This is a genomic window from Kitasatospora cathayae (assembly GCF_027627435.1).
Taxonomy (GTDB): Bacteria; Actinomycetota; Actinomycetes; order Streptomycetales; family Streptomycetaceae; genus Kitasatospora; species Kitasatospora cathayae.
In genome coordinates this window covers 5,688,687-5,706,893 of sequence record NZ_CP115450.1, presented here as the reverse complement: position 1 = coordinate 5,706,893, position 18,207 = coordinate 5,688,687, and the positions used below count along the sequence as shown (strand labels likewise).

Here is an 18,207-nt window from a genome sequence, read left to right as displayed (position 1 = left end):
GAGGGAGGGGAGTCCCGGCGCGGGACTCCCCTCCTTCAGCCGGTCTTCACAGGCGCGGGTCGACCGGCTCCGACTCCAGCGCGAGCACCGCGAACACCGGCTCGTGCACCCGCCACAGCGGCTCCCCGGCCGCCAGCCGGTCCAGCGCCTCCAGGCCCAGCGCGTACTCACGCAGCGCCAGCGAGCGCTTGTGGCCCAGCGAGCGCATCCGCAACCGGTCCAGGTGCTCGGTGTAGTCCGGGCCGTAGATGATCCGCAGGTACTCCCGGCCGCGCACCTTAAGCCCCGGCTGCACCAGGCCGCCCGGACGGCCCTCGCCGCGCGCCGTCCGCACCACCGAGGCCAGCGGCTTGACCACCATGCCCTCGCCGCCCGCCGCCGTCAGGTCCTCCCACCAGGCGGTGGCGGCGGCCACCGAGGCCTCGTCCTCGGTGTCCACCAGGACCCGTCCGGTGCGGTGCAGCACGGGCTGCCGCGCGTCGCCGTCCTCCGCCGCGGCCGCCTCGTCGGCGTCCACCAGGCGGTCGACCCAGGCCAGGTGCTCGTCGTGCGGGCGCGCCGCGAGGTTCGCCCCCTCGGCGGCCAGCAGCTGGAACGGTGCGAGCCGGAGGCCCGACAGGCCCTCGGTCGGCCAGCAGTAGCGCCGGTACGACTCGGTGAAGGCCCGCGCGTCGGCGGCGCGGCGGCGCTGACGGGCGGTCAGCTCCCCCAGTTCCAGCCCGCGCGCGGCCGCCTGCTCCAGGGCCGACAGCACCTCGGGCAGCGCGGCGCCGGCCGCCGCGCCGACCGCCGCGTACTGGCGGCGCAGCAGTTCCACCGCCTTCAGCGACCAGGGCATCAGCTCGGCGTCCAGCAGCAGCCAGTCGGTGCCCAACTCCTCGAACAGCCCGGCCCGTTCGGCCGCCGACCGGACCCTGCCCAGCACGGCGGCGGTCAGCTCCTCGTCGTCGAGGAAGGCCCGGCCGGTCCGGGTCCAGATCGCGCCCGGGCCCGCCACCCCGAAGCGCCGCTCCAGCGCGGCGCCGTCCCGGGCGACCAGCAGCACCGCGCGCGAGCCCATGTGCTTCTCCTCGCAGACCAGGTGCCGGACGCCGTCCGCGCGGTAGGCGAAGAAGGCCTCCTCCGGGTGCTCCAGGTAGCCCTCCCGGCGGGAGGTCGGGCTCGGCGCCATGGTCGGCGGCAGGTAGGCGAGCAGCCGCGGGTCCAGCGCGAAGCGGCTCATCACCTCCAGCGCGGCCGTCGCGTTCTCCTCCCGGACGGCCACCCGCCCGTGCAGCCCGGTCTCCACGATCCGGCGCCCGGCCACGTCGGCGAGGTCCAGCGGACGGCCCTCGCGGGCACCCGGCGCGTCGGCGAGCAGCGGGCGCACGGGGGCGTACCACTCCCGCTCGGCCTCGACGCTCACCAGCTCGCGCTCCGGGTAGCGCAGCGCGGTCAGGCTGCCGCCGAAGACGCAGCCGGTGTCCAGGCAGATGGTGTTGTTGAGGAAGCTCGCGCTCGGCACCGGGGTGTGGCCGTAGACCACCAGCGCCCGGCCCCGGTACTCCTCCGCCCACGGGTAGCGCACCGGCAGGCCGTACTCGTCGGTCTCGCCGGTGGTCTCCCCGTACAGCGCGTGCGAGCGCACCCGGCCGGAGGCGCGGCCGTGGTACCGCTCCGGCAGACCGGCGTGGCAGACCACCAGGGCGCCGCCGTCCAGCAGGTAGTGGCTCACCAGGCCGCGCATGAAGGCGCGCACCTCGGCCTTGAACTCCTCGGACTCCCCGGCCAGTTGGTCCAGCGACTCCTGCAGGCCGTGCGAGACGGTGACCTTCTTGCCGTCCATCGCCCGGCCGAGCTTGTTCTCGTGGTTGCCGGGCACGCAGAGCGCGTGGCCGGCCGCCACCATGCCCATCACCAGGCGCAGCACGCCCGGGGTGTCCGGGCCGCGGTCGACCAGGTCGCCGACGAACACGGCGGTGCGGCCCGCCGGGTGGGCCGCGTCCACCGGACGGCCCTCGGCGTCCCGGGCGAGGGTGTAGCCGAGGCGGTCCAGCAGGGTCTCCAGCTCGGAGCGGCAGCCGTGGATGTCGCCCACGATGTCGAACGGGCCGGTGAGGTGGCGCAGGTCGTTGTAGCGCTTCTCCAGCTCGATCTCGGCGGCCGCCACCTCGGCCTCGCCCCGTAGGACGTGCACCTTGCGGAAGCCCTCGCGCTCCAGGCCCCGGAGCGACCTGCGCAGTTCACGGTGCTGACGCGGGACCACGTGGGCGGGCAGCTGGCGGTCCGGGCGGGAACGGTTGCGCTCGGCGCACACGCCTGGCGGCACGTCCAGCACGATCGCGATCGGCAGCACGTCGTGCTCGCGGGCGATCGCGACCAGCTGCCGGCGGGCCTCCGGCTGGACGTTGGTGGCGTCCACCACGGTGAGGCGGCCGGCGGCGAGGCGCTTGCCGACGATGTAGTGCAGGACGTCGAAGGCCTCGGCGGAGGCGGACTGGTCGTTGTCGTCGTCGGCGACCAGGCCCCGGCAGAAGTCGGAGGAGATCACCTGGGTGGGCAGGAAGTGGCGGCGGGCGAAGGTGGACTTGCCCGAGCCGCTGGTGCCGATCAGGACGACCAGGGAGACGTCGGTGACGGGGAGGCGGCGGGGGGTGGTGGTGCGCTCGGGCGCTTCCGGCTGGGGTGCGTCGGTGCTGGTGGCGTCGTCGGTCATCGGGTCTCGCCTCCTTCGGGCGTCGTGGTGGTCGCGGCTTCGGGCGTCGTGGTGGTCGCGGTGCGGAACAGGGCCAGCTGGGTCGGCGGGCCGACCTCCGGGTCCTCGGGGCCGACCGGGCGCAACTCCACCGTGTACCCGTACGCCGCCGCGACCTTCCCGGCCCAGGCCTCGAACTCGGCGCGCGACCACTCGAAGCGGTGGTCGGCGTGCCGGGCACGGCCGGCCGGCAGGCTCTCCCAACGGACGTTGTACTCGACGTTGGGCGTGGTGACGACCACGGCCCTCGGGCGGGCCGCGCCGAACACCGCGTACTCCAGCGCGGGCAGCCGCGGTAGGTCCAGGTGCTCGATCACCTCGCACAGCACCGCCGCGTCGTAGCCCTTCAGCCGGGCGTCGGTGTACGTCAGCGCGCCCTGCGCCAGCGTCACCCGGGCCGCCTGCCGCTCGGGCAGGCGCGCCAGACGCAGCTTGCGGTTCGCCGCCTGCAGCGCCCGCGCGGACACGTCCACGCCGAGGATCTCGGTGAACCGGGCGTCCTTCAGCAGCTCGCCGATCAGCTCGCCCTGGCCGCAGCCGAGGTCGGCGACCCGGGCCGCGCCGCTGTCGCGCAGGGCGGCGAGGATCGCGGCGCGGCGCTGCTCGGCGAGCGAGGGCTGCCGGGGCTCGGTGGTCTCAGCCGTTTCGGCGGACTCGGCGGACTCGGCGGACTCCTCGTCCGGGCGGTCGTCGACCGCGTTGTCGATCTCCTCGACCTCGCGGTCGTCCGCCTCCGCCAGCCGGGCCAGCTCCAGGCGCTCCATCGCGGCCCGGGTCAGCGACCAGCGCCGGGACAGGTAGCGCCGGGCGATCAGGGCGCGCTCGGGGTGGGCGGCCAGCCAGCCCTCACCGGCGGCGAGCAGCTTGTCCACCTCGTCCGGGGCGACCCAGTAGTGCTTGGCGCCGTCCAGCACCGGCAGCAGCACGTACAGCTGCTGGAGCGCGTCGGCGAGCCGGATCGCGTCCGAGGCGAGCACGACCCGCACGTAGCGGGACTCGCCCCACTCCGGGAAAGCCTCGTCCAGCGGGATCGCCGCCGCCTCGACCCGCCAGCCCAGCGGCTCGAACAGCCGGGCCACCATCGCCGGGCCGCCGCCCTCGCCCGCGCCGTTCGCGGGCACGGCGGGCAGCTCGATCCGCAGCGGACGGAGCCGCCCCGGCAGCTCCGGACGCAGTTGGCAGTCGCCCTTCATCGCGGAGCGGAACACCGTCCGCAGTGCCACCGCGAGCAGCGAGGACGCGGCGTACGGGCGGTCGTTGACGTACTGGGAGAGCGCGAAGTCGGGCGAGCCGCCCCGCCCCTTGCCGTTGCCCCGGCCCTTGCGGACCAGGGTGATCGGGTCGATGTCCAGCAGCAGCGCCGCCGTGCAGACCTCGTCCCCCGCCTCGGGGTAGAAGACGTGGGCCTCGCCGTGCGACGTCGTGAACCGCTGGACCTTGCCGGGATGCTTGTGCAGCAGGAACCCGAGATCCGTGGCCGGGCTCTCGGTGCTGCCGGTGGTGGAAATCGACATGAACACCCGGCCGAGTATTGCCCAGTGGTGAGCGTCCGAGCACCGGGTTTTCCGGCCCGGCACCCCGCTGGCCTGCGGGTCCGACCGGCGTGTCCGGACGCTGGGCGTGTTCGGCAGCGGGGCCCCGCATTGGTTAACGTGCACAGTGTGACTGCTGAATCCACCTCCCCCGCTCCGAACGGCGCCGTCGCCACCGGTCTGGCCACCATCGCCGCCGACGGCACCGTCCTCGACACCTGGTACCCCGCCCCCGCGCTGGCCGCCGAGCCCGGCCCGGCCGGCACCGTGCGCCTGACCCCCGAGCAGGCCGAGGCCGAGCTCGGCGCCGGCGCCGCCGACGCCCTGCGCGCCGACGCCCGCCGCGGCGTCGAGGTGGTCGCCGTGCGCACCACCATCGCCTCGCTGGACGAGAAGCCGCTGGACACCCACGACGTGTACCTGCGCCTGCACCTGCTCAGCCACCGCCTGGTCCAGCCGCACGGCCAGAACCTGGACGGCATCTTCGGCCTGCTCGCCAACGTCGCGTGGACCAGCATCGGTCCCGTCCCGGTGGACAAGGTCGAGCAGGCCCGCCTCGCCGTCCGCGCCCAGGGCGGCCAGCTGGCCGTGTACGGGATCGACAAGTTCCCGCGGATGACCGACTACGTCGCCCCGAGCGGGGTGCGCATCGCCCACGCCGACCGGGTCCGGCTCGGCGCGCACCTGGCGGCCGGCACCACCGTGATGCACGAGGGCTTCGTCAACTTCAACGCCGGCACCCTCGGCACCTCGATGGTCGAGGGCCGGATCAGCGCCGGCGTCGTGGTCGGCGACCACAGCGACATCGGCGGCGGTGCGTCGATCATGGGTACCCTGTCCGGCGGCGGCAAGCAGGTCGTCTCGGTCGGCGAGCGCTGCCTGCTCGGCGCCAACGCGGGCATCGGCATCTCGCTGGGCAGCGACTGCGTGGTCGAGGCCGGCCTGTACGTCACCGCCGGTACCCGGGTCACCACCCCGGACGGCACGGTGGCCAAGGCCGTCGAGCTGTCCGGCCAGGACAACCTGCTGTTCCGCCGCAACTCGCAGACCGGCGCGGTCGAGGTCATCGCCCGCTCCGGCTCCTGGGGCGGGCTGAACGCGGACCTGCACGCCCACAACTGACCTGCGGGCAGCGGGCGTTGACCGCCCGGGGGTCCGGCGCCGAGTGTGCCGGGCCCCCTTCGCCATGCCGCCGGGAGCTCGCGCCGGCGCGGGCTACGGCCGGCGGTGGCGCCCCGGGGCCTTGCGCGGTCGCGGCGCCGAGTAGGGCGGACGCCGGACGCCGTCGCCCTCGATCCCGTGCAGGATCCGCTGGGCGGCGGCGTAGTCCTCGGCCACCGTCTCCGGCAGCCACTGGTAGCCGTCCCAGCGCACGATCAGCCGCGGCCCGTCCGGCGTCACATGGGCGCCGCGCTGCTGCCCGTCCGTGAGCCGTACCACCCTCAACTGACCGACCGGCCGCAGCCGTTGCTCCCGGCGCGCGGCCCACGCCGCCAGCGGTTCGTCCTCGTCCATCGGGCCAGTCTGGCCCGCGGACGCCGGTGACCGACAGCCCCGTCACCCGACCGGGGGACGCGCCGGCCGCCGTACCGCGCGTGGCGCATCAGTTGCTCCGCAGGATGACGAGCCGCCGGGTCGCCCTGGTCATCGCCACGTAGCGGTCGACCGCCCCCTCGACGCCCTCGCCGAAGGCCTCCGGATCGACCAGGACGACCAGGTCGAACTCCAGTCCCTTGGCCAGCTCCGGAGTGAGTGAGCGGATCCGCGACCGCTCCTCGAAGCCCGGAGCGCCGATGACGCAGGCGATGCCCTCGTCGTGCTCGGCGAGCCAGGTGTCCAGCACCTCCGCCAACTCCGCCACCGACCCGTGCCGGACCGGAATGCCGCTGCTGCGCACCGAGGTCGGCACGTTGGCGTCCGGCAGCGCCGCCCGGATGGCCGGCTCGGCCTGCGCCATCGCCTCCTCCGGCGTGCGGTAGTTGATGCCGAGCGAGGCCATGGTGATGCGGTCGAGTCCGATCCGCTCGAGCCGCTCCTGCCACGACTCGGTGAAGCCGTGCCGGGCCTGGGCGCGGTCCCCGACGATGGTGAAGCTCCGGGACGGGCAGCGCAGCAGCAACATCTGCCACTGCGCGTCGGTCAGCTCCTGGGCCTCGTCCACCACGATGTGGGCGAACGGGCCGGCCAGCGGGTCCGCGTCGACGCCGGGCAGCGCACCCTCGTCGATCAGGGTGTCCTGGAGGTCCCGGCCGCGCAGCATCGTCACCACGCCCTCGCCGTCGTCGTCGGCCTGGAGCAGGTCGCCGATCACGTCCGCCATCCGCTCGCGCTCTGCCGCCACCGAGGCCCGGTGGCGGCCCAGGCGCAGCGTGGCCTCGCGGTCCCCGAGCCGCCGGCGGGCCGCGTCCAGCAGCGGCAGGTCGGAGAGCGTCCAGGCCTGCGGGGCGTGCTTGCGCTGGAGCGTGCGGATCTCCTCGGTGGTCAGGTGGGGCGCGCACATCCGCAGGTAAGCGGGCACCGACCAGAGGTCGCCGACCAGGTCGGTCGCCTCGAGCAGCGGCCAGGCGCGGTTGAGCGTCTCGACCAGCTCCCGGTCCTGGCGCAGCGAACGCCGGAACGACTCGGGCGAGACCTCCTCGTCCTCGTCCTGCTCCAGCTTGTCCAGCAGGATCGCGGCCAGCTCGTCCCAGATCTGCTCGCGCGCCTCGTTGTGCGGGGTGCCCGGGTCCGGGGCGTCGAAGGCCTCGGACCAGTCCTCGGCGCTCAGCCAGAGGTCGGCCCAGTGGGTGGTGACCACCATCCCCTCGGTCGGCGGCTCCTCGTAGAACCGGACGGCCTTCTCGATCGCCCGCACCAGGTCCGCCGACGACTTCAGCCGCGCGACCTCCGGATCGGCCTCCTCCGCCGCCCCCGCGCCCTCCGGCAGCAGATCCCGCAGGGTGCAGGTGCGCACCCCCTCCTCGCCGAGGCTGGGCAGGACGTCGGCGACGTAGTTCAGGTACGGCTGGTGCGGGCCGACGAACAGCACCCCGCCGCGCCGGTGGCCGAGACGGGGGTCGGAGTACAGCAGGTAGGCGGAACGGTGCAGGGCGACCACGGTCTTGCCGGTGCCCGGGCCGCCGTCGACCACCAGGGCGCCGCGCGAGCCGGCCCGGATGATCGCGTCCTGGTCGGCCTGGATGGTGGCGAGCACGTCCCGCATCCGGGCCGACCGGTTGCCGGCCAGGCTGGCGATGAAGGCGGACTGGTCGTCCAACGCGGCGTGCCCCTCCACGCCCTCCGCGGTGAACACCTCGTCCCAGTAGTCGGCGATCCGGCCGAGGCTCCAGCGGTACCGGCGACGGCTCACCAGACCCATCGGGTCGGCGTGGGTCGCCGCGAAGAACGGCTCGGCCGCGGGCGAACGCCAGTCGACCAGCAGCCGACGGCCGTCACCGTCGGTGAGCCCCAGCCGGCCCACGTACAGGGGTTCGGCGCCCTCCGCGGTCACCACGCGCCCGAGGCACAGATCCAGGCCGTAGCGGCGCAGGGCACGCAGCCGCCCGCTCAACCGGTGGACCTCGATGTCCCGGTCCATCGCCGCCTGCCCGGCACCACCCGGCGCCCGGCGCACCGCGTCCAACTGCTCGGACAGCTCGGCGATCGCCCGCTCCAGGCTCTCCGCGATGGCCGCGAAATGCCGCTCGTCGGCCGCGACGAGCGCGGGATCGGCCTTCGCGGACAGGCGCTCTGGCAGGTCGAAAGCACTGGTGGTCAGGGGGGTCATGGCATCAGCTCCGATCTGAGGCCAGCGATTGTGCGCCCCCAAGGGGGCCTTGCCGCAAGACCCCCCGTGCGCTATACGTTGAGAGTGGCAAGGGGTGGGTTCTCCCCCTTCTCCCTCCTTCGTCCGCCGCCACAAGAACGCGCCATGGGCGTTGAGTCGGACATGTGTGCGCTGACCGTTTCCCTGGAGCTCTTCCGACCGGACGGCATGGGACTTTCCCAAGGGGCGGTGCCGCGCGAGCACAGCACCGGGCCCCACTCATTCATGCCCTACCGATTCGACGAGCCCACCCACCCCCTCGCGCGCCTTACTTCCGCAACAGAGCCCCAGCCCCTTTAGAGGCGGCTGCTCTACGCCGGTGCCCTCTCAGCATGCTGAGAGGGCACCGGCAAAACGCATCGAGAAGCCAATATCCGTGAAAAGCTGGTGCGTCCAGGCCGCGGTCCGGAACCGACGTGAGGTCACATCACGACTTCTCAATCAATTGTCGAGGCTTGTTCACGGAGATCGTTGAATTCGCCGTCGGCGGCGCCCGCCTTGAACGCGGCCCACTCATCAGCATCGAACGCAAGGATCGACGCTGTGGGATCAGCGCCGTGACGCATCACCACATAGCCAGTGGGGTCGATAGTGCTTTTCCAGGGCCCCTGGCGCCGCGAAGCGCGGCGCCAGGAGCCCTGACGTTGGTCCTCGCCGCTCCGCTGGGGCCCTCCCCCTCCGCTCGCTCCGAGGGTTCTCATGCCCCGCCGCCGCAAGGCGGGATGCGCCCAAAGATCCGGCGATCCGAGGCGGATGGCGCACGGAGCAGGAAGTCGGCCGGGCCGACTTCCTACTCCGGCATGAGATAGCACGTCAGGCGTGATGGTCGAATTCGCCGGCCTTGATGCCGTGGAGAAGGGCGGAGAAGGTCGCGGGGGTGGTGCGGAGGATGAGGTGGCCTTCGTCGGACTCGCGGAGTTCAACTGCCCCGTTGGTCGTACGCACCTCCACGCAGTTCTCGGTCGATCCGCTGAATGTGGACTTCTGCCACTCGATTCCGGTCACAATGGGCCTTTCATAGGTTTCGCGCGATCTTGCGAATCAGGTCGCGGGAGTCGCTTTCGTTCAGCGCGAGCGCTTCAGTCTGTTCGAAGATGGCTCGATAGCTGGCCAGTTCACTGGTCGCATCAAGGTGTTCGGAGTCACGCGAGGACTCTCCTCCCTCCCTCCTCCCACCCACCTCCTCCGCTCTCGTGGACCCGCTCCCTAGCCGAGGGCGTGCTGCAGCGGCAAGCCCGACTCGCCCGAGAGGCCTACGGCGTGCCCGAGTTGGACCGCATCGGGTGGTGCGCGGTGACCGGTCGCCGGAACTGTTCGTTGGTCGGTGCGGCACACCGCACCACCGATCCGAAGAGGTCCCCGTCATGTCCGAACCTTCTGCCACGCCGCCGTTCCCGAGCAGCCCGACGGGCTCGGCCGGCGGCGACTCGGCCGGGCCCGCGACCCCCAAGACCCTGCTTGAGCAGATGCAGGAACTGCTCGCCTCGGTGACCGCGGACCTGGCCGCGCTGCAGTCCGGTGCCCGGCACACCGCTCACCCGGCCGGTACGGACACCTCCGACGCTCCGGCCGCGCCGGGCACCCGGTAGTCCGGCGCCCGCTCCTCCGCCGCCTGCCCGCCCTCACCCGGCGGGCCGAGCCGGACCACGAGTAACGGCGAACCCTGACCGATCCGTTCCGGCTCCGCGCCACCGAGCGCCGTGCGCTCCGCTCCTCCGCTGCTCCCAGCCGCCTCCCGCAGCCGTGCCGTCACGTCCTTGCACTCCGACATCGCGTCGACGCCGTCGATGCACGTCCAGTAGAGACTCTCCGTGTCGGCCCCGCAGGCCAGCACCACGAGCGTCTCCCCGACCTCTCTCAGCAGTTCGTCCAGCGCTCCCAAGGTCGGCACCAGTTCGCCGAGTTCGGTGAGCCGACCAGCCCGCCCGCCGCTCACCAGGGCGCCGACGACGACGGACCTGTCCAGGCAGACCGCCGCATGCGCCCCCGCCTCGGAGAGCTGCTGGCCGAGCCCCGTGAGGTCGTCGTCCTCCGACTCCGCCAGCCGAGCGCCCACCGCCTCGGTGAGCAGCGCGGCCTGCCGCGCCTCGGCCAGCACATCCGGTACGTGCCTGGCCTCGGCCAGCGCGTGCCGGGCCGTCTTGATCAGTCGCAGCGCCTCCATGGTCCCCGTTCCTTCCGCTCGTCGTCGCCGTCGACCAGCACCGCCGCCGGGGGCGGTGGAGTGGTCACGGCGAAAGCGTGCGGGGAACGTGGGGTGGGCTGCATCCGGCATTGCGGAAGCTGTGGACAACCGGGGGGTTGTGGATAACTTCCGTCCCTCACAAGGGTGGTCAGCCCACGTCCGGGTTGACATCGGTCCCTGCGTCCGGCACCGGGAAGCGGTGTTCGTTGCGCTCGATCTTGGCGGCCAGCGCCTCCAGCGGGTCCACTCCGACCGCCGTGCAGAACTGCACCAGGTACGCGAGCACGTCCGCGACCTCGTCGCGCACCCGGTGGGCCCGTTCCGGGTCGGACATCACGGCGGCCGCCTGCTCGGGCGTGAGCCACTGGAAGATCTCCAGCAGTTCCCCCGCCTCCACGCTCAGCGCCGCCGCCAGGTTCTTCGGCGTGTGGTAGGGCTCCCACCGCCGGGCCGCCGCGAACTCCACCAGCCGCTGCCGCAGCCCCGCCAAGGTCAGCTCCCCGGGCTGCCCGGGCTCCGCCGCACCCCCGGGCTCCCCGGACGCCCCGTCCACCACCGGCTCCCCCGACCTCGTCACTCGTTCGTCCACGCCCCCAGGTCTACCGCATCCGCGTCCCCGACCACAGACGGGGCACCCCCGTCCCCGACGACCGACGCAGTCTCCTCCCCGCGCCCGCACTGGATCGGCACCCGGGCCGTCTCCGGCCGCAGCACCGTCAACCCCGTCCCCGGATCCCGCCGGCACTCCACCAGCGCCACCTCCCCCGCCGACTCCTCGCCCGCCCCGAACGCCTCCCGCGCCGCCGCCGGCTCCTGCAGCGCGGCCACCACCCGCAGCTGGTTGCGCCCCGTCATGTCCCGCGCCAGCCGCAGCAGCGAGGCGGTCTGCTCGGTGGCGAGCCCGGCCCCGAGGTCCTCGGCGAGCACGGTGAGCTGCCGGTGCGCCCACGGCACCTCGGTGGCCACGTCGAGGTCGAGCACCCCGGCCCCGGTCAGCAGCACCGCCGCGAAGGCGAGATGGCGCAGCATCCCGTCGGAGGCCTGGTCGGCCCCGGTGCGTCCGAGCACGCCCTCGTCGAAGACGGCCAGCACCCGCCGCACGTCCCCGCTCCCGCCCCCGCGCTCGGCGAGGGTGAGTCCGAGCAGCGGGTGGGGCGCGGCCGCCTGGACGGCCCGGAGCAGCTGCCCGTACCGGCGCGGGCACTCGTGGGCGAGCCGGTTGATCACGGCCGAGATGTTGGCGGCGTTGCTACGCAGCCGGGCCTGCGGGTCGGCCTTGGCCCAGCCGCGCATCAGCGCCGGGACGGGGTGCAGCGGGAAGACCTCGCGCAGCGCGGTGAGCAGGTCCTCGACCGCGGCCAGGACCAGCTGCTCGCCGGTGGACGAGCCGGCCACCCGCAGCGGCAGCTGCGCCGTGATCATGGTGCCGCTGGGGAGCGGCGCCCGGATGTCCCCCTGCCGGGTGTCGTTGTGCCAGCACACGTTGACGCGCCCGTTGCGCACGTCCTGCTCGCCGGTGTCCACCAGGGTCCGGCCGTCGAGGCTGAGCGACTCCCGGGCGATCCGGACCGCCCCGTCGGTGCGGATCACCAGGTCGAGCCGGATCCGGCCGCGCGGTGAGCGGACGGTGCAGCCCAGGATGACGGCGTCCCGCCTGTGCGGCACGCACCCGTCCAGGCCGCCGCGCACGGGCGTGGCGAGCGGGCCGGTGCGGTCGGGCAGCCCGTTCAGGGAGCCGGTGATCTCCTCGCCGAGGGCGAGTCGGGACAGCACCGCCAGGGCGTCGAGGGCGTTGGACTTGCCCACTCCGGAGGGCCCGTGCAGCACGGTGAGCGGCGCGAGCGGCAGGACGGCCCGTCGGTAGGACTTGAAGGCGGTGAGCCGCAGCTCCTCGACGGTGGGGCGTGGTACGGGTGGCCGGTCGGGCCCCGGAGCGCCGCCCGGGCGCAGTTGGGCCGGCCCGGCGGGCGCGGCGGCGTCGGGGTTCACCCGTCGGACGTTAGCCGCAGCCCGACCGGGCGAAACGTGCCTGCTGGCCAGATTCATCCCAACGTGGCGGACCTGCCGCACACCGCTGACTACAGCGGTCGCCGGTACGCGGCCACCGTCACCGAGGCGGTCACCTCGACCGGCTCCGGCAGGGCCGCGAGGGCGGCCGCGAGCCGGTCGGGGTCGGTGTGCCAGGCGCTCGGTCCCATGCCGACGACCGTCCGGACGTCCTGCGCGCCCAGCCGCAGGGTGAACTCGACCGACCGCTGGTCGACCGGCGTCAGGTACGGGCCGAGCTTCTCGTCGATCCGGCGCTGCTTGTCCTCGTCCACCGACAACAGGCCGAGCGCGTCCACGAGTTCGCGCAGGTGCCGGGCCGTGGGCGAGACCAGCAGCAGGGTGCCGCCGGGGCGCAGCACGCGGCGGATCTCGGGGCCGTTGCGCGGGGCGAAGACGTTGAGCATCAGGTCGGCGGAGGCGTCGCGCAGCGGCAGCGGGCGCCAGGCGTCGCAGACCACGGCGCCGATCCGGGGGTGGGCCTTGGCGGCGCGGCGCAGGGCGAACTTGGAGATGTCGAGGGCGGCGCCGACCCGGCCGGGCAGGGCGTCCAGGACGTGGGCCAGGTAGTGGCCGGTGCCGGCGCCGAGGTCGGCGACCAGGCCCTCCTTCGGGCCGGCACCGACAGCCGCGGCACCGGGAACGGCGGCAGCATTGGGAACAGCAGCGGCACCGGGAACCACGGCAACGGCGGTGGCGGCCTCGGCGAGGGCGTCGGCGATCGGTCGGTAGTGGCCGGCGGCGAGGAAGTCGGCGCGGGCGGCGACCATCTCGGCGGTGTCTCCGGTACCGGTGTGGGCGTCGCCGGCGAGGAGGCTGACGTAGCCCTGTTTGGCGAGGTCGAAGCTGTGTCCGGCGGGGCAGCGCAGGCTGCGCTCGTGCCGGGTGAGGGCCTGCGCGCAGTGGGGGCAGGCCAGGTAGGGCTCGATGTCCTGCAGCAACGTTCCGTCTTCTCTCGCCGTTCGCCCCGGCCGGTCGGGGGCGCCAGCCAGCCTAACCACCCCCGCTCGCCGACGGCCGCCCCCGCTCCCATGCGACCCGCAGCGCGAGCCCGGCGAGCGCCTCGGGCGCGCCGGGCCGCCCGCGCACCCCGGGGAAGGCGTTGACGTCCACGATGACCGGCTCGGCGGCCCCGTCCAGCAGGTCGACCCCGTACACCGTCAGCCCGAACGCCTCCCCCACCCGCAATGCGAGCGCAACCAGCCCGGCGGACGGCTCCCACTCGTCCGCAGCCGCCAACGCTCCCTCGACCGCGGAGAGTTCGGACCGACGCCGAGCCGCGAAAACCTGCCCGTCGACCACCCACAGCTTCTGGTCCCAGCCGCTGCCCCGGACGTACGGCTGGGTGACGACCTCCTCCCGCGGCCAGCGCTCGACGAGCTCGCGCAGCCGGGCCGCACTGTCGACCAGAGCGACCAGGTCGTGGCGTCGGCTGTGCCGGCTCTTCACCACGAACGGGTAGGCCGGGTCCGCGAGTTCGGCCAGCCGCCCGGCCGCGACCGTGGTCGCGAACGGCAGCCCGGCGCTCCGGGCGAGCTCCGCCATCCGCACCCGGTCCTGGCAGAGTTCCGTCGCCGCCGCCGAGTTGACCACGGCCGCACCTCGCCGCTCCAACTCACTTGCCAGCGTCAGTGCTTGCGGCGTGCGCGCCTTGAGCAGGTAGACGTCGGCGAGCGATTCCGCGGGACCACCCGCCGAAGCGCCGCCGCCCGGCAGGACGACCTCCACCCCGCACCCGCGCCGCGCCAGTAGCTCGGCGGTGGCGGCGAGCACCGGATGCCCCGGGTCGCCCGTGATCAGCCCGACCCTCACCGCAGCCCACCGTCCACCAGGCCGAGTCGGCCGAAGTCGCCGCCCGCCGGTACCAGCGCGGGCACCGACCCCGCCGTCCCGCTGCGCGCGAGCCGCAGCACCGCCCGGGCGACCCGCGCCACCGCGTCCGGCACCTGCCGGAAGCTCGGGAAGTCGTTGACGTCCACCACCACCGGCCCGTCCGGCCCGAGCAGCACGTCGACCCCGTACAGGTCCAGCCCGAACACCTCGCCCACCTGCGCCGCGATCCGCGCGACGCTCCCCGGCAGCGGCACCTGCCGCTCGCGCACGCCCTCCCCGGGGTGCAGCGGGGAGGAACGTTCCGTCGCGAAGAGCTCGCCGTCGATGCAGTACACCTTGAGGTCCGTCCCGTCGTTGGGCACGTACGGCTGGGCGATCAGCAGCCCCTGCCCGGCGAGTTCGGGCCCGAGGCCGATCAGGTCGTCGGGCCCGGCCACCAGCCGCACGCCCCGCCCGGAGCTGCCGTCCGCCGGCTTGACCACCAGCGGGTACTCGGCGGCCGGGATCTCGGCGAGCCGCTCCCAACGGGCCGCGGCATACGTGACCGGGACGGGCAGGCCGCGGGTGCGGGCGATCACGGAGGCGAGCGCCTTGTCCCGGACGCCGCGGATCGAGCGGACGTCGTTGACGGTGGTGAGGCCCACGGTGGCCGCCGCCTCCAGCAGGGTGAGTCCGGGGCCGCCTGAGACGGTCTTGAGCACCCAGGCGTCGTGGCTGCCGGCCCGGACCGCCTCGGAGATCGCCATCAGCGAGTCCCCGGGGCGCAGCACCTCCACCCGGTGTCCCCACGTGGTGAGTTGACGTGCCACGTCCAGCGGCATGCCGTCCCTCCGGTAGTGCTCCTCCACCAGAAAGCAGAGCCTCATGGGCCTGACTTCCCCCCTTGCCTCGCCGAGTGCGGACGTCCGCCGTCCCCCTCGGCAGAGCTGTGAAGGCATCAGCATGCCCGGCGTACACGCACAAGATCACCGCGAGCCGGTAAGCGTTCGGCAACAATCCATCGCACACGGGCGACCTGACAAAACAGTGGCGACGCACCGGTACCCCTGCTTGGATGCACGCCGTGACTTCAGCTGATCATGCTCCGGACCCCGCCCTGCTCGACGACATCGAGCGCTACTACGACGCCGTACCGCGCAGCGCCGCCACCGCCGAGGACTTCGGCCCGCTGACCCTGTTCGTCCGCAAGGGCAGCACCGGCTGGCACTACTACGCCCGCCCGACGCCCGGCCACGACGGCCCGGCCGCCACCGCCGAGGACGTCCGGCGGGTGCTGGAGCGGCAGCGGGAGCTGGGCGTGCCGGAGGCCTTCGAGTGGGTCGCCGAGCGGAACCCCGAACTGCGCGCGGCGGTGGAGGCGGCGGGGCTGACCGTGCACGAGCACCCGCTGCTGGTGCTCGGCCCGCAGGACGAGGCGGCCCCGGCGCCGGCCGTCCCGGAGCGGGTGCAGGTACGGGTGCTGGCCGCGGACGCCCCCGAGCTGGCCGACGCGGTCGCCGTTCCGCACGTGGCCTTCGGCAACCCGGGCACCGCCACCGGCGCCGCGGGAGCGGTCGAACTGGCGGCGAGCGCGGCGACATTGACGGCCGACGGCGGGGTGGCGCGGATCGCGCAGCGGATCACCGACGGCGTCACGGTGCTGGCCGCCGCGCTGGAGGGCGCCGAGGTGCTGTGCGCCGGCCAGCACAACCCGGTGGGCCCGGTCACCGAGGTGGTCGGGGTCGGGACGCTCCCCTCCGCCCGGCGGCGCGGGCTGGGTCTGGCGGTCACCTCGGCCCTGGTGGCGCACGCCCGCGCCGACGGCGTGGGGACGGTGTTCCTGTCCGCCTCCGACGAGGACGTCGCCCGGATCTACCGCCGGGCCGGCTTCCGCCCGTTCGCGACGGCCCTCATCGCCGAGCCCGCCTCCCCGGACGCCGAGCAGGGCTCCGAAAGCTAGACCCGGTCCGCGCCGGCCCTCCCAGAGCGAGACAAGGACAGGACGAGGACGGCGCTCAGTCGTCGTCCTCGTCCTCCGCCCCGCTGACGCCCTCCCCCTCCGCCTCGTCGACCACCCAGGCCGCCAGCCGCTCGGCGACCCCGGACACCCCCAGCCGCCCTTCCCGGATGGCCCGGGAGAGGCTGCGCACCTCGCGGGCGGTGGTGGCGACGGTGCAGCCGCTGGCGACGAGGTAGGCGTAGGCGACGGCGGTCGCGAAGAGTTCGTTGGTCTTCTCCAGGGCCGGCACCCGGATCAGCTGGTGCATCAGCGCGGCCGCGCGGTCCTGCGGTTCGGGGTAGACGGAGATGTCGAAGATCTCGGCCTGGTGCCGGGTGACGGCCGCGAGCAGTGAGCCGTAGTCGGTGACCTGCGGGTCACCGGGCGTGTACTGCTCCGCGGTCATGAGCAGCCACGAGAGGTCGACCTCCAGCTTCAACGGCGCACGTCCTGGAGCTCGCCCGACTCCCCGAACTCGGCGAGGAACGCCGTCTCGTACTCCTTCATGAACTGCGCGGCGGCGTCGATGAAGGCCCGCCCCGACTCACCCATGTCCTGCTGGACCAGGCGTTCGATGTACTGGTTCATGCTGATCCCCTGCTGCTCCGCCCGTTCCCGGGCCATCTCCGCGGTCGTGGCGTCCACTCGGACGTTCAGCTGCTTCTTGCCCATGCCGTTCAAGCTAGCGCCGAAGCGCTAGCACAACAAGGGCGCGCGAACACCGCCCGCACACCTCCCGCACGCCCCCACGCAACCTGCCCGTCACCGAACCCCTCACCGAACCCCTCACCGAACCCCTCACCGAACCCCTCACCGAACCGACTCGCCGAACCGGCCCGCCCAACCCCTCGCCGAAGCCCCCGCCAACCCCGGTACCCCGCCGACGGAGGCGCGGAACGGCGATGAATACCCTGTACCGTGACCTCTATCGCCCCCGTACCGGACAGCACCACCGCTGTCGCCCCGCGACCGAGCCCGATGGCATCGCCGACGCCCCAAGCCGCGGCCAAGCCCAATCGGCTGCCAGCCCTGGACGGTTTCCGGTTCGTCGCCGCGATCCTGGTGGTCTGTTTCCACCTCTCGGCGATGTGGTTCCTGTGGGACAAGTCGCCCGCGGACGTCCTGCCGCGCGAGTACGTGCGGATCACGTCGTACGGCTGGCTCGGCGTCCAGCTCTTCTTCATGATCAGCGGCTTCGTGATCTGCATGAGCAGCTGGGGCCGGAGCGTCGCCCAGTACTTCACCTCCCGCGTGGTGCGGCTCTACCCGGCGTACTGGTGCGGTGTGATCATCACGTCGGCCGTCACCCTGTACCTGGGCGGCGCGACCAGCAGCCCGACCAAGTGGGACCGCCTGGTCAACCTCACGATGCTCCAGGAGCCGATGGGCGTCACCTACGTCGACAGCGTCTACTGGACGCTTTGGGTCGAGCTCCGCTTCTACCTGCTGTTCGCGATCGTCGTCTGGATGGGCACCACCTACCGCCGGGTGATGGCGTTCTGCGTCATCTGGACGACCGCCGGCATCCTCTCCCTGGCCGCCGACGCCAAGCCGCTGCAGTACGTGCTGATACCCAACGCCTCGCCGTTCTTCGTCGCCGGCATCGCGTTCTACCTGATGTACAAGTACAAGCCGAACGTGTTCCTGTGGGGCATCATCGGGTTCTCGTTCGTCCTCGCCGAGCACAACGTCATCGAGCGGCACCGGATCGTCGAGCACGACATCCGCCGCCACCTGGCGGAGTGGCCGACGCACTTCGCGGTCGCCGTCTTCTTCCTGATCATGGCCGGGCTCGCGCTCGGCTGGTTCAACCGCCTCGACTTCCGCTGGTTCACCAGCCTCGGCGCGCTGACCTACCCGATCTACCTGCTGCACTGCGAGATCGGCTGGACCGTGATCATCCACTACCGGAACCGGGTCTCCCCGGGCGTGCTCGTCGCCTCGATGACGGCGTCCGCGCTGGTGCTCGCCTGGCTGGTGCACCACCTGGTCGAGAAGCGGGTGGGCCCCCGTCTGAACAAGACCCTGCGCAACGCGCTCGCCACCCTGCCCCGCACCTGAGGGACCCCGCACCTGACCGACTCCGCACCCGAC

18 protein-coding genes are annotated in these 18,207 nt (G+C 73.3%); 4 read left to right on the top strand and 14 right to left on the bottom strand.

Annotation, left to right across the window (positions count from 1 at the left end):
* Window positions 1-46: 46 nt before the first annotated feature.
* Together O1G21_RS25475 and O1G21_RS25470 are read right to left on the bottom strand one after the other, a co-directional pair.
* Window positions 47-2,695 (bottom strand): polynucleotide kinase-phosphatase, encoded by a 2,649-nt coding sequence (locus O1G21_RS25475; protein WP_270146953.1) that lies wholly within the window; start codon window positions 2,693-2,695, stop codon window positions 47-49.
* Window positions 2,692-4,254: a 3' terminal RNA ribose 2'-O-methyltransferase Hen1 gene (locus O1G21_RS25470; protein WP_270146952.1), complete on the bottom strand. Its 1,563-nt coding sequence runs from the start codon at window positions 4,252-4,254 to the stop codon at window positions 2,692-2,694. The genes O1G21_RS25475 and O1G21_RS25470 overlap by 4 nt, the downstream gene beginning before the upstream one ends.
* A 141-nt stretch (window positions 4,255-4,395) precedes the next feature.
* Between O1G21_RS25470 and dapD the strand changes: the two genes are divergently transcribed.
* A complete protein-coding gene (gene dapD, locus O1G21_RS25465) occupies window positions 4,396-5,388 on the top strand; it encodes a 2,3,4,5-tetrahydropyridine-2,6-dicarboxylate N-succinyltransferase (RefSeq protein WP_270146951.1) in 993 nt (330 codons plus the stop codon).
* 93 nt (window positions 5,389-5,481) lie between these two features.
* Here the strand turns inward: dapD and O1G21_RS25460 are convergent, their stop codons facing one another.
* From O1G21_RS25460 to O1G21_RS25445, 4 genes are all read right to left on the bottom strand, one after another.
* On the bottom strand, window positions 5,482-5,781 hold the full coding sequence (locus O1G21_RS25460; RefSeq protein ID WP_270146950.1) for a DUF6087 family protein: 300 nt from the start codon (window positions 5,779-5,781) through the stop codon (window positions 5,482-5,484).
* Window positions 5,782-5,869: 88 nt separating this feature from the next.
* Window positions 5,870-8,032 (bottom strand): RNA polymerase recycling motor ATPase HelR, encoded by a 2,163-nt coding sequence (gene helR / locus O1G21_RS25455; RefSeq protein WP_270146949.1) that lies wholly within the window; start codon window positions 8,030-8,032, stop codon window positions 5,870-5,872.
* A gap of 476 nt (window positions 8,033-8,508) precedes the next feature.
* The gene (locus O1G21_RS25450; protein WP_270146947.1) at window positions 8,509-8,643 is read right to left on the bottom strand and encodes a DUF397 domain-containing protein; all 135 of its coding nucleotides are present in this window, start codon (window positions 8,641-8,643) and stop codon (window positions 8,509-8,511) included.
* 241 nt (window positions 8,644-8,884) lie between these two features.
* Window positions 8,885-9,076 carry a DUF397 domain-containing protein gene (locus tag O1G21_RS25445; RefSeq protein WP_270146946.1) on the bottom strand — a complete coding sequence of 64 codons (192 nt, stop codon included), beginning with the start codon at window positions 9,074-9,076 and terminating at the stop codon, window positions 8,885-8,887.
* 359 nt (window positions 9,077-9,435) lie between these two features.
* Here O1G21_RS25445 and O1G21_RS25440 point away from each other — a divergent pair, with 359 nt between their 5' ends.
* The gene (locus O1G21_RS25440; protein WP_270146945.1) at window positions 9,436-9,660 is read left to right on the top strand and encodes a hypothetical protein; all 225 of its coding nucleotides are present in this window, start codon (window positions 9,436-9,438) and stop codon (window positions 9,658-9,660) included.
* On the opposite strand, the gene O1G21_RS25435 is transcribed toward O1G21_RS25440, so the two are convergent.
* The 6 genes from O1G21_RS25435 to O1G21_RS25410 all read right to left on the bottom strand — a co-directional run bounded on the left by O1G21_RS25435 (window position 9,606) and on the right by O1G21_RS25410 (window position 15,001).
* Window positions 9,606-10,235, bottom strand: coding sequence for a DUF6099 family protein (locus O1G21_RS25435; protein WP_270146944.1), 630 nt, complete (start codon window positions 10,233-10,235; stop codon window positions 9,606-9,608). The two genes, O1G21_RS25440 and O1G21_RS25435, sit on opposite strands and share 55 nt — an antisense overlap.
* A 169-nt stretch (window positions 10,236-10,404) precedes the next feature.
* Entirely contained in the window at window positions 10,405-10,752 is a 348-nt protein-coding gene (locus O1G21_RS25430) for a nucleotide pyrophosphohydrolase (RefSeq protein WP_270151254.1), read from the bottom strand.
* Between the two features lie 77 nt (window positions 10,753-10,829).
* On the bottom strand, window positions 10,830-12,245 hold the full coding sequence (locus O1G21_RS25425) for an AAA family ATPase (protein ID WP_270146943.1): 1,416 nt from the start codon (window positions 12,243-12,245) through the stop codon (window positions 10,830-10,832).
* A gap of 89 nt (window positions 12,246-12,334) precedes the next feature.
* Window positions 12,335-13,243, bottom strand: coding sequence for a putative RNA methyltransferase (locus tag O1G21_RS25420; RefSeq protein ID WP_270146942.1), 909 nt, complete (start codon window positions 13,241-13,243; stop codon window positions 12,335-12,337).
* 52 nt (window positions 13,244-13,295) lie between these two features.
* Window positions 13,296-14,114: an ATP-grasp domain-containing protein gene (locus tag O1G21_RS25415; RefSeq protein ID WP_270146941.1), complete on the bottom strand. Its 819-nt coding sequence runs from the start codon at window positions 14,112-14,114 to the stop codon at window positions 13,296-13,298.
* Window positions 14,111-15,001: an ATP-grasp domain-containing protein gene (locus tag O1G21_RS25410; RefSeq protein ID WP_270146940.1), complete on the bottom strand. Its 891-nt coding sequence runs from the start codon at window positions 14,999-15,001 to the stop codon at window positions 14,111-14,113. Before O1G21_RS25410 ends, O1G21_RS25415 begins: the two co-directional genes overlap by 4 nt.
* Before the next feature lie 197 nt (window positions 15,002-15,198).
* Between O1G21_RS25410 and O1G21_RS25405 the strand changes: the two genes are divergently transcribed.
* Window positions 15,199-16,074 carry a GNAT family N-acetyltransferase gene (locus O1G21_RS25405; RefSeq protein WP_270146939.1) on the top strand — a complete coding sequence of 292 codons (876 nt, stop codon included), beginning with the start codon at window positions 15,199-15,201 and terminating at the stop codon, window positions 16,072-16,074.
* Window positions 16,075-16,129: 55 nt separating this feature from the next.
* On the opposite strand, the gene O1G21_RS25400 is transcribed toward O1G21_RS25405, so the two are convergent.
* Both O1G21_RS25400 and O1G21_RS25395 read right to left on the bottom strand, forming a co-directional pair.
* Window positions 16,130-16,552 carry a fic family toxin-antitoxin system, toxin component gene (locus tag O1G21_RS25400; RefSeq protein WP_270146938.1) on the bottom strand — a complete coding sequence of 141 codons (423 nt, stop codon included), beginning with the start codon at window positions 16,550-16,552 and terminating at the stop codon, window positions 16,130-16,132.
* The gene (locus O1G21_RS25395) at window positions 16,549-16,785 is read right to left on the bottom strand and encodes a toxin-antitoxin system HicB family antitoxin (RefSeq protein WP_270146936.1); all 237 of its coding nucleotides are present in this window, start codon (window positions 16,783-16,785) and stop codon (window positions 16,549-16,551) included. Before O1G21_RS25395 ends, O1G21_RS25400 begins: the two co-directional genes overlap by 4 nt.
* Window positions 16,786-17,031: 246 nt before the next feature.
* Between O1G21_RS25395 and O1G21_RS25390 the strand changes: the two genes are divergently transcribed.
* On the top strand, window positions 17,032-18,174 hold the full coding sequence (locus O1G21_RS25390) for an acyltransferase family protein (protein ID WP_270146935.1): 1,143 nt from the start codon (window positions 17,032-17,034) through the stop codon (window positions 18,172-18,174).
* The last annotated feature ends 33 nt before the right edge of the window (window positions 18,175-18,207 follow it).

Excerpts from the sequence above, each read along its gene's own strand:
- O1G21_RS25410 (WP_270146940.1), bottom strand. The coding sequence starts at position 15,001 with ATGAGGCTCTGCTTTCTGGTGGAGGAGCACTACCGGAGGGACGGCATG.
- O1G21_RS25440 (WP_270146945.1), top strand. The coding sequence starts at position 9,436 with ATGTCCGAACCTTCTGCCACGCCGCCGTTCCCGAGCAGCCCGACGGGC.
- helR (WP_270146949.1), bottom strand. The coding sequence starts at position 8,032 with ATGACCCCCCTGACCACCAGTGCTTTCGACCTGCCAGAGCGCCTGTCC.
- O1G21_RS25395 (WP_270146936.1), bottom strand. The coding sequence starts at position 16,785 with ATGGGCAAGAAGCAGCTGAACGTCCGAGTGGACGCCACGACCGCGGAG.
- O1G21_RS25460 (WP_270146950.1), bottom strand. The coding sequence starts at position 5,781 with ATGGACGAGGACGAACCGCTGGCGGCGTGGGCCGCGCGCCGGGAGCAA.
- O1G21_RS25475 (WP_270146953.1), bottom strand. The coding sequence starts at position 2,695 with ATGACCGACGACGCCACCAGCACCGACGCACCCCAGCCGGAAGCGCCC.
- O1G21_RS25435 (WP_270146944.1), bottom strand. The coding sequence starts at position 10,235 with ATGGAGGCGCTGCGACTGATCAAGACGGCCCGGCACGCGCTGGCCGAG.